This window comes from Pseudomonas tehranensis, assembly GCF_014268615.1.
GTDB classification, from domain to species: Bacteria; Pseudomonadota; Gammaproteobacteria; order Pseudomonadales; family Pseudomonadaceae; genus Aquipseudomonas; species Aquipseudomonas tehranensis.
Genome location: NZ_JABWQV010000186.1, coordinates 1 through 9914, shown reverse-complemented (window position 1 = coordinate 9914; position 9914 = coordinate 1). Strand labels below are relative to the sequence as shown.

The 9914-nt window shown below is 62.3% G+C and carries 7 protein-coding genes; 1 reads left to right on the top strand and 6 read right to left on the bottom strand.

The features are described from left to right. Positions 1–164: 164 nt before the first annotated feature. The 5 genes from HU811_RS20610 to HU811_RS20590 all read right to left on the bottom strand — a co-directional run bounded on the left by HU811_RS20610 (position 165) and on the right by HU811_RS20590 (position 8216). Positions 165–1661 carry a sensor domain-containing diguanylate cyclase gene (locus HU811_RS20610; RefSeq protein WP_186657820.1) on the bottom strand — a complete coding sequence of 499 codons (1497 nt, stop codon included), beginning with the start codon at positions 1659–1661 and terminating at the stop codon, positions 165–167. A gap of 245 nt (positions 1662–1906) precedes the next feature. Continuing rightward, positions 1907–3274, bottom strand: a complete 1368-nt coding sequence (locus HU811_RS20605; protein WP_186657817.1) for a heavy metal sensor histidine kinase — start codon at positions 3272–3274, stop codon at positions 1907–1909. Next, positions 3271–3942, bottom strand: coding sequence for a heavy metal response regulator transcription factor (locus HU811_RS20600; protein WP_186657813.1), 672 nt, complete (start codon positions 3940–3942; stop codon positions 3271–3273). Before HU811_RS20600 ends, HU811_RS20605 begins: the two co-directional genes overlap by 4 nt. A gap of 9 nt (positions 3943–3951) precedes the next feature. Next, complete coding sequence (locus HU811_RS20595; RefSeq protein WP_186657811.1) at positions 3952–7062, bottom strand: multidrug efflux RND transporter permease subunit; 3111 nt, start codon at positions 7060–7062, stop codon at positions 3952–3954. Further along, positions 7059–8216 (bottom strand): efflux RND transporter periplasmic adaptor subunit, encoded by a 1158-nt coding sequence (locus tag HU811_RS20590; RefSeq protein ID WP_092456272.1) that lies wholly within the window; start codon positions 8214–8216, stop codon positions 7059–7061. Before HU811_RS20590 ends, HU811_RS20595 begins: the two co-directional genes overlap by 4 nt. Before the next feature lie 236 nt (positions 8217–8452). On the opposite strand from HU811_RS20590, the gene HU811_RS20585 reads away from it, so the two are divergent. Then, a complete protein-coding gene (locus HU811_RS20585; RefSeq protein ID WP_186657809.1) occupies positions 8453–8707 on the top strand; it encodes a hypothetical protein in 255 nt (84 codons plus the stop codon). Between the two features lie 27 nt (positions 8708–8734). On the opposite strand, the gene HU811_RS20580 is transcribed toward HU811_RS20585, so the two are convergent. Further along, a complete protein-coding gene (locus tag HU811_RS20580; RefSeq protein WP_092393770.1) occupies positions 8735–9703 on the bottom strand; it encodes a LysR family transcriptional regulator in 969 nt (322 codons plus the stop codon). Positions 9704–9914 lie beyond the last annotated feature (211 nt).

Below are 9914 nucleotides of genomic sequence, written 5' to 3'. Positions count from 1 at the left end.
CCCGCTGGGCCGGGCTGGCGCTCCAGCGCGCAGCGGCCCTGAAACCTGGCACCACGGTGTACCAGATTTACTGGCCAGGCCTGTTTGGGGCTGCTGCGCAGCCCAGCGGGAGCAAGCTCCCTCGCCACAGAGACACCATCTCCATGGCATTGGGTGCTCGGGTGTCACATCGCGCAAACCACACGATTGCGCCCACTGGCCTTGGCCTGGTACAGCGCCTTGTCGGCGGCGAACATGAGTTGTTCTAGTTCGCCATACGGCCCTTGGGCCCAGGTGGCGATGCCGATGCTAACGGTCATGGGCGCTGCGCCGGGAATGAAAGGCGGCAATTGCTCCACCGCTTCGCGAATGTTCTGGGCCATGGTAAAGGCTCCGGCGGTGGTGGTTTCCGGCAGTACCACCGAAAACTCTTCACCGCCATAGCGCGCCGCCAGGTCGGCCGGTCGACGGACATGCCGGCCGATCAGATGCGCCAGGGTGCGCAAGGCCTCGTCACCGCTTTGGTGGCCGTGGCGATCGTTGAATGCCTTGAAGTGATCGGCATCGATCATCATGACTGACAGCGGTTGGCCCGAGCGCTGGGCCCTCAGCCATTCCCGTTGCAGCGTTTCGTCCAGGGTCCGGCGGTTGGCCAGGCCCGTCAGCGAGTCGACGGACGCCAGTTGCGCCAGTTCCCGTTCAGCGTGGTGGCGCCGCCTCAGTTCATGACGCAGCAGCCAGGTGAGCCAGAGCAAGCCGATGCACAATGCTCCTGTAGCACCGCTGACCAGCAGCGCCGTGCGTTTCCAGGAGGCGAAGACTTCATCGGAGGAGAGCGCCACCACCACGATCAAAGGCAGATCACCCACTTGGGAAAAGGTGTACAGGCGCGGCTTCTGGTCCTGACCGGATACGCTGGTGAAGCTGCCGTTGCCTTCGCGCAGGATGCGCATGAAGTTCGGGCGGTTGCTGAAATCCTTGCCAATCAGGTCCTCGGCCAGGGGCGGCTCCTGGGCCAACAGGAAGCCGTCGCTGCTGACCAGATTGACTGTGCCGCCATGACCGATGTTCAGGCTCTTGAACAATTGGTTGAAGTAATTCAAGCGCATCGCGGCTTCCGCCACGCCCACGAACTCCCCTTGTTCGTCGTTCACTCGGTAGCTGAAACTGATGCGCCAGTCCTGCGCGGCACTTCTGGAGCGAAACGGGCGACTGATCATCATGCCCGGGCTCGGGTTCTGGACATGGGACTGGAAATATTCCCGGTCGGCGTAGTTGCCCTTTCGTGGCTCAATCGAGGCGGAGTCGGCGACTACATCGCCGCGCTTGTCGAGCAGCAGGATGTCGCCTTTATAGGGGGCGGCGGTGGCACGGTCGAAGAGCGCCAAGTGGCGAATCGTCGGCGAAACGTCTTTCAGGTCGTCGCGTTGGGTGGCGGCGACCAAACCTTGTAGCGACAGATCGTAGAGCTCCACGTTGCGCAACACGTCGGCATCAATCAGTTGCACGATATTGGTTGCCGAACGTGTCGCGGCCTGTTGGGCGGCGGCGTATTCGCGGATCAGCAGGAAGGTCACGATGCTCAGGATGGCAATGACAACCAACGAACTGGCCAGTACCAGTACCCGTTCCGAGCGTATCGAAAACGGGGTGTTGCCGGGTGTCGCACTGCTCGCGCTCATGGTTCCGATGTCTGCATTTGTCATTTGGCTGGGATCCGTCCCAAAGGGTTGCATAACCGGCAATGCACCAGATGCTGGCCTTTTGCTGATTGTGCTTGGATCGGTGAGAGCGGGCAATCAGTGTTCGCGCAATAACGCGTGAGCACTGTCGAAGGTTGAGATCTTTTTACTTTGCTACATTTGGCTTTCATCCAGCATTCAATCGCCTGGAGTTCATCCCAATCCGATCTAAACAGCGTGGAGTGTCAAGCCGGCAAGCGGATCCCGAAGGTATTCACGCCCCGGTCACTGCGCACGAAGACATCCCCGCCATGCATCAGCGCAATCGCCTTGACGATGGCCAGCCCCAACCCGTGGTTGGCGCCACTGTTGCTGCGGGAGGCATCCACCCGGTAGAAACGTTCGAACAGGCGCGGCAGGTGTTCATCGGCAATCGGATCGCCGGGGTTGGTTACGGCGAGGGTGATCTGGTCGCCCAAGGCCTCGATGCGCACATTGATCACTTGCCCCGGGGCGGTGTGTCGCACCGCATTGCTCAGCAGGTTAATCAGTGCGCGGCGCAGGTGGGCGATCTCGATGTTGGCCTGGGCGTCACCGTCGACCCTGACTTGGACCTGGGCGTCTTCGAGGATGAAGTCCAGGTAGTCGAGGGTGGTCGCCACTTCGCCGGCCAGGGAGGTGCTGGTGAGTTTGGTGGCTTTGCTGCCCTGGTCGGCGCTGGCGAGGAACAGCATGTCGTTGATGATCGAGCGCAGTCGCTCCAGCTCTTCGAGATTCGATTGCAGCACCTCGAAGTAATGCTCAGCCGAGCGCCCACGGGTCAGCGCCACCTGGGTCTGGCCGATCAGGTTGGTCAGGGGCGAGCGCAGCTCATGGGCGACGTCGGCGTTGAACGACTCCAGTCGCGAGTACGCCTGTTCGACCCGGTCGAGGGTGGCGTTGAAGGACCTGACGAATTGACTGAGCTCCGGCGCCAACGGTGACATCTGCAAGCGCCCGGACAAGCGCGGTGGTGTCAGGCGTCTGGCCTCATCGGACAGCTTGATCAGCGGCTTGAGGCCGATACGCGCCACCCAGTAGCCCAGTAAGGAGGCCAGGACCACCCCGACAATCGCCAGGCTCACCAGCGCCACCAGCAAATGGTGTTGGGTCTGGTAGAACGTCTGGGTGTCGATGCCGATCATGAAGCGCAGTGGCGGACGCTGGTCCTTGGCCGGGAACTGGCTCACGAGCACTTTCATCGGGTATTGCTGCGCCGCCAGTTTCAGGTCGCGCTTGCCCAGCGAACCTTCGGCGAAGGCACGAATCTGTGGATCGGGGTTGCCATATTCAAAGCGTGGATCGCCACTGACGATCCAGAATCGGATGCGTTTGTCTTCCTCTCCCAGCAGGCGCAACTTGTTATTGATCTTCACCCAGTGCTCGGGTGTGCCGTAGCGACCGACCGTGGATTCGAGCACGCTGTAGCGCGCATCGAGTTCGGCTTCCGGCAACAGGCCCAGGCCCTTTTCGACTTGCTGGTACAAGGCCCCGCCGATCAACAGGAACACCAATGCCGCCACCAGCGTGAACATGCCGCTCAGGCGCAGGGCGATACTGTCGGGCAAAGTCACTCTCTGCTCTCCAGCACATAACCCATTCCACGAATCGTGTGCAGCAGTTTTTCTTCGAACGGCCCGTCGAGCTTGGCCCGCAAGCGTTTGATGGCCACTTCCACCACGTTGGCGTCGCTGTCGAAGTTGATGTCCCAGACCATTTCGGCAATGGCGGTTTTCGACAGTATTTCGCCTTGGCGGCGCGCCAGGACGCTGAGCAGCGAGAACTCCTTGGCCGTCAGGTCCAGGCGTTGGCCGGCGCGGGTGGCCTTGCGGCTGATCAGGTCGATCCACAGGTCGGCGATGCTGACCTGCACCGGTTCATGACTGCCGCTGCGGCGGGTCAGGGCTTGCAGGCGGGCTACCAGTTCCAGGAAGGAGAACGGCTTGCCCAGGTAATCATCGGCGCCGTCACGCAAGCCCTTGATGCGGTCTTCGACCCGTTCACGGGCGGTGAGCATGATCACCGGGGTCTGCTTGCGGGCGCGCAGAGCCCGCAGCACGCCGAAGCCGTCCAGGCCTGGCAGCATGACGTCCAGCACGATCACCGCGTAATCGCTTTCCAGCGCCAGGTGCAGCCCCTCGACGCCGTTCGGCGCCACATCCACGTTGTAGCCCTGTTCGGTCAGGCCGCGATGCAGATAGTCCGCGGTTTTTTCTTCGTCTTCGATGATCAGAACGCGCATGGCCCCGCCTCAGTCTGTGGTCGCCAGCGTCGTCGGCGCAGGTCCGGGCTGCTGGACAGGCCGATGAAACAGTCGCTCGAGCCATAAGTATATGACCGGTGTGGTGAACAGCGTCAGCGCCTGGCTCACCAGCAGGCCGCCGACCACTGCAATGCCCAGCGGTTGGCGCAATTCTGCGCCGGGGCCGGAGCCGAGCATCAGCGGCAGGGCACCGAGCAGAGCGGCCAGGGTGGTCATGATGATCGGGCGAAACCGGGTCAGGCACGCCTGGAAAATCGCTTCCTGGGGCGTTAAACCACCCTTGCGCTGGGCGTCGAGGGCGAAGTCGATCATCAGGATGCCGTTTTTCTTGACGATGCCGATCAGCAGCACCAACCCGATCAGCGCCATGATCGAAAAATCCTGGCCCAGCAACCACAGCATGACCAGCGCGCCGAGGCCGGCCGAGGGCAGGGTGGAGATGATCGTCAACGGGTGTACGAAACTCTCGTAGAGCACGCCGAGGATGATGTACACCGCCAACAGCGCGGCGAGGATCAGCCATGGCTGGCTGGCCAGGGAGCTTTGGAACGCTTGGGCCGCGCCCTGGAAGTTACCGGTAATAGAAGCCGGCATGCCGATCTCGTTCTTGGCCTGGTCGAGCATGCGCACTGCATCGCCCAGCGCCACGCCAGGCGCCAGGTTGAACGACAGGTTGGCCGCCGGAAACATACCGTCGTGGGCAATGGACAGTGGGCCGTTGGTCGGCGCATCGAAGCGGGCCAGGGCCGAGAGCGGGACCATTTCACCACTGAGCGGCGAGCGCAGGTAGAAATAGGCCAGGCTCTCGGCCTTCCCGCGTTGTGCGGTGTCGAGCTCCAGGATCACGTTGTACTGGTTAGTTTCAGTCTGGAATTCGTTGATCTGCCGCTGACCGAAGGCGTCATACAGGGCCTGATCGACATCGCTGGCAGTGAGGCCAAAGCGCGCCGCCGCGCTGCGGTCGATGTTGATGTGGGTGATGCTGCCCCCCAGTTGCAGATCGTTGGAGATGTCCCGGAACGCGGGGTTGCCGCGCAGCCTGTCGGTGAGTTTTTGGGTCCAGGTGTTGAGGGTCGGCCCGTCGTTGCTCTTGAGTACGTATTGATACTGGGCGCGGCTTGGACCGGAGCTGAGGTTAATGTCCTGCCCGGCCCTCAGGTAGAGCACCACGCCGGGGATACCCAACAGTTTGGGGCGGATCCTGTCGATGAATCCACTGGCCGACACGTCGCGCTCGCCCCGGGGTTTGAGAGCGATCCAGAAGCGGCCGTTGGCGATGGTCTGGTTGTTGCCGGAGACGCCGACGGAGTGGGAGAAGGTTTGCACCGCCGGGTCGGCGGCGACGATTTCGGCCAGGGCCTTGTGCTTGGCGACCATGTCCGGGAATGACACATCGGCGGCCGCTTCGCTGGTACCCAGCACCAGGCCGTTGTCCTGGACCGGAAAAAAACCCTTGGGAATGAATACATAGCCGGCGACCGCCATTGCCAGGGTCAGACCGAACACGCCGATCATCAATTTCTGATGGGCCAGGGCCCGACGAAGGCCTCGTTCATACCAGCCCAGCAAGTGTTCGCCGAAGCCTGGCCCGGCCTGAGCATGATGTGTCGGGGCGCGCATGAACAAGGCCGCCAGGGTCGGCGCCAGGGTCAGGGACACCACCACCGAAATCAGGATGGTCGACGTCGCGGTCAAGGCAAACTCCTTGAACAGTCGCCCGACCACGCCCCCCATGAACAGCAGCGGAATGAACGCCGCCACCAGCGAAAAGCTGATGGAGATCACCGTGAAGCCGATCTCGCCCGCGCCCTTGATCGCCGCCTCACGCATGCCTTCGCCGGCTTCCAGATGTCGGTGGATGTTCTCCACCACCACAATGGCATCGTCCACCACGAACCCCACCGAGATGACGATCGCCACCAGGGTCAGGTTGTTCAGGCTAAAGCCCATCACGTACATCAGGGCGAAACTGGCGATCAGTGACACGCCGAGCACCGCCGAGACAATCAGGGTTGCCGAAAGCTGGCGCAGGAACAACGCCATCACCGCCACCACCAGCAGCACCGCGATCAGCAAGGTGATTTCCACTTCATGCAACGAGGCGCGGATGGTCTGGGTCCGGTCGATCATCACTTTGACCTGCACCGCAGCGGGCAGCATGGCTTCAAGGGTGGGCAAGGCAGCCTGGATGCGGTCGACTGTCTCGACGATGTTCGCCCCCGGTTGCCGGAAGATGACCAGGTTGACCCCCGGCTCGCCGTCGGACCAGGCCTGGACGTAGGCGTTTTCCGAACCATTGACGACTGTAGCGATGTCCTTGAGGTGAACCGGCGCCCCGTCCCTGTAGGACACGATCAATTCACGGTATTGCTCAGGGGTGAACAACTGATCATTGGTGGCGAGGGTGGAAATACTCGACTCGCCATACAAGGCGCCCTTGGCCAGATTGAGGCTGGCTTGCTGCAGCGCCACGCGGATGTCCGCCAGGGTCAGGCCGATGGCGGCGAGCCGGTCGGCCGAGGCCTGGACCCGGATCGCCGGGCGTTGCTGGCCGGTAATGTAGATTTGTCCTACACCGTCGATCTGGCTGATCTGACGGGCGAGCAGAGTCTCGACGTAATCGCTCAGGTCGGTGCCGGGCATCAGGCTGGAACTGATGCTGAGGATCAACACCGGGCTGTCGGCCGGATTGACTTTGCGCCAGGTGGGCAGGTTCGGCATGTCATTGGGCAATTTGCCTGCGGCGGTGTTGATGGCCGCCTGTACCTCCTGGGCGGCGGTGTCGATGCTTTTGTCGAGGCTGAATTGCAAGGTGAGGTTGGTCGAGCCCAGCGCGCTGCTGGAGGTCATTTGGGTAATGCCGGGGATGGCGCTGAATTGCACCTCCAGCGGGGTTGCCACCGATGAAGCCATGGTCTCGGGACTGGCACCGGGCAACTGGGCGTTGACCTGGATCGTCGGGAACTCCGCTTCCGGCAATGGCGCAACAGGCAGGCGAGGAAAGGCGATCAACCCCAGCAGCACCAAGGCGAACGTCAGCAGCACCGTGGCGATGGGGTGATCGATGCACCACGCCGAAACCGAACCGCGGCCCTTCATGGTTTTGGCTCCGACACACTGGCCTGGGCCACGGGGTCACCGAGCACCTGGATGCGGGTGCCGGGCTTGAGCCGTGACTGACCGTCGCTCACCAGTTGATCGCCCGCGCTCACCCCTTTGATGATGTGCAGGTCACTGTCCTGGTACACCATCACCACCGGTACGCTCTCGACCTGATTACCCTTGATCCGGTACACGAAAGGTTGCTCCAGGCCGCGCTGAACCACGGTCGGTGGAACCACCAGGGCGTCCTTGTCGAGGGCGGTCTGGATTTTCAATGTCACCAACTGCCCTGGCCATAGCCGTTGCGCGGCGTTGCTGAATTCAGCCTTGGCCCGCAGGGTGCCGGTGTTGGCGTTGATCTGGTTGTCGATCAGGCTCAGGCGGCCCTCGCCGAGCATTTCACCCGAGCTACCATCGGCGCCTGTGTAGGCCTGGACCAGCGCTTGCTCGGGGGCGGCCATCAACCGTTGCAAGGTGGGCAGCATTTGTTGGGGCAGGGCGAACTCCACTGCGATCGGGTCGATCTGGGTCACGGTGAACAGGCCGTCGGTGTCGCTGGCGCGCAGGAAGTTGCCTTCGTCCACGTTGCGAATGCCGACGCGACCGGTCACCGGGGAGCGGATCCGGGTGTAGGACAACTGCACCTGGGCAGCATCGATGGCCGCCTGATTGCCCTGGGCGGTGGCCTTGAGCTGGTTGACCAGTGCCTGTTGCTGGTCGTAAGTCTGTTTCGATACGCCGTCGTCGACACTGAGCAATTTGTAACGCTTGAGATTGATCTGGGCGACCGCCAGTTGTGCCTGGCTTTCCCCGAGCTGGGCCCTGGCCTGGTCGAGGCTGGCGCGGATCGAGCGGTCGTCGATGGTGGCCAGCAGGTCACCCTGCTTGACCTGTTGCCCTTCCTTGACCAGCAGTCGGGTGAGGATGCCGTCGATCTGCGGGCGGATCACCACGCTGTGCAGTGACAACACCGTGCCGATGCCACTGGCAAAGCGTGGCACATCCTTTTGCACCACGCTGACCACCCTCACCGGAACGGCCACGGGCGCGCCGGGTTTGGCGGTGACGGGCTTGATGACATACCAGAGGGCGACAGCCGCCAGGACGACCAGGAGCGCGACGAGCAAGACGGTTTTTTTCTGGATGTGCATGGAGGTGGGAGGCCGGTTCAGGACAGAGGGATTTTTATCTTTCTTATATAGCGTTGCGAGGTGGTCAGGAAGGTGACGCCTAACTGACGGGCTTGTCAGTTTTGTCCCGACTTACTGTCAGACGAGTGTAGGGCCGATTGAATCCGCCCTGCGCGCGCCGGTATCGGGCGGGTATACTGCCGACTTTCGCGGCTCGCTCTCCGGGCCCGACTTGCACGCATTACCCGGAGCTTTACATGACTTCCCCAACACCTTTGCCCGCGGACGAACACCCGAACGGCGAACAGGCCGACCGGCCCGACAGCGATGTTTCCAGCGGCGAGAGCGTCAACGCGATCCCGACTTTCAAGTTCCCGTTCAAGCCGGGTGAGCTGGCCGCGGCCAAAGGGGCCGGGCAGCAGCCTTGGTACAAGAACGGCGCCAAGAACGGTCACACCAAAACCCCTGGCGCCGCGCCGCCCGGCACGCGTCGCTCGATGGGCAAGCGCTGATATCGCCCTTGGAGCACGGGTGCGAAATCAGTTCGTGACCCGTGCACCGGCCAGACTGCCACTCAACTCATAGGCCGTCAGCTCGGCTTGGTGCGCCGCGAGGATTTCCGGCAGCGAACCGCGCAGGTACTCGACCCAGGTCTTGATCTTCGCATCCAGGTACTGGCGCGAAGGATAGATGGCGTAGAGGTTCAGTTCCTGGGAGCGGTAGTTGGGCATGACCCGCACCAGCGTGCCATTGCGCAAGCCCTCAATGGCGGCATACACCGGCAACACGCCCACGCCCATGCCACTGGTGATCGCGGTTTTCATGGCATCGGCGGAGTTCACCAGGAACGGTGAGTTGCTGATGGTAACCATCTCTTGGCCTTCGGGGCCGTCAAATACCCATTTCTCCAGCGGAATGACCGGGCTGACCAGGCGCAGGCAGGCGTGGTTGAGCAGGTCACCGGGTTTTTGCGGGCAGCCGCTGGCTTTCACGTAGGCAGGTGATGCGCAGACGATGCTGTAGGTGATCCCCAGGCGCTGGGAGACAAAGCCCGAGTCCGGCAATTCGCTGGCCAGCACGATGGAAACGTCGTAACCCTCGTCCAGGATGTCCGGCACCCGGTTGGCCAAGGTCAGGTCGAAGGTCACGTCGGGATGGGTCTTGCGATAACGGGCGATGGCATCGATCACGAAATGCTGGCCGATGCCGGTCATGGTATGGACCTTCAACTGCCCGGCAGGACGTGCGTGAGCATCGCTGGCCTCGGCTTCAGCCTCCTCGACATACGCCAGGATCTGCTCGCAACGCAGCAGATAGCGTTTGCCGGCCTCGGTCAGGGCGATGCGGCGGGTGGTGCGGTTGAGCAGGCGGGTTTGCAGATGGGCTTCCAGATTGGAAACCGCACGCGAAACGTTGGCGGTCGTGGTATCGAGCTGTTGGGCGGCGGCGGTGAAGCTGCCCGCTTCGGCCACACAGCTGAACGCGCGCATGTTTTGCAAAGTGTCCATGAAGGGCTCTCTTGGGAGGTGGCAAATTGTGACACGAAGTTACAGTGCGGCGGACCCCGACTAATGGATTATCGCAGTAACGGTAACAAAGATTCGCAGAAAGGTCGGCTTATCGCCGTTCGGTGGGGTGCCTAGAATTGCCGTCACTGTGGAGCAGATAGCCTTGCCGTCTGGCGCATAGCCGGTGGGAGCGGGCTTGCTCGCGAAAGCG

Bases quoted from the DNA above. Each gene is read 5' to 3' on its own strand.
- HU811_RS20595 (WP_186657811.1), bottom strand. From the start codon at position 7,062: ATGAAGGGCCGCGGTTCGGTTTCGGCGTGGTGCATCGATCACCCCATC.
- HU811_RS20580 (WP_092393770.1), bottom strand. From the start codon at position 9,703: ATGGACACTTTGCAAAACATGCGCGCGTTCAGCTGTGTGGCCGAAGCG.
- HU811_RS20590 (WP_092456272.1), bottom strand. From the start codon at position 8,216: ATGCACATCCAGAAAAAAACCGTCTTGCTCGTCGCGCTCCTGGTCGTC.
- HU811_RS20585 (WP_186657809.1), top strand. From the start codon at position 8,453: ATGACTTCCCCAACACCTTTGCCCGCGGACGAACACCCGAACGGCGAA.
- HU811_RS20610 (WP_186657820.1), bottom strand. From the start codon at position 1,661: ATGAGCGCGAGCAGTGCGACACCCGGCAACACCCCGTTTTCGATACGC.
- HU811_RS20600 (WP_186657813.1), bottom strand. From the start codon at position 3,942: ATGCGCGTTCTGATCATCGAAGACGAAGAAAAAACCGCGGACTATCTG.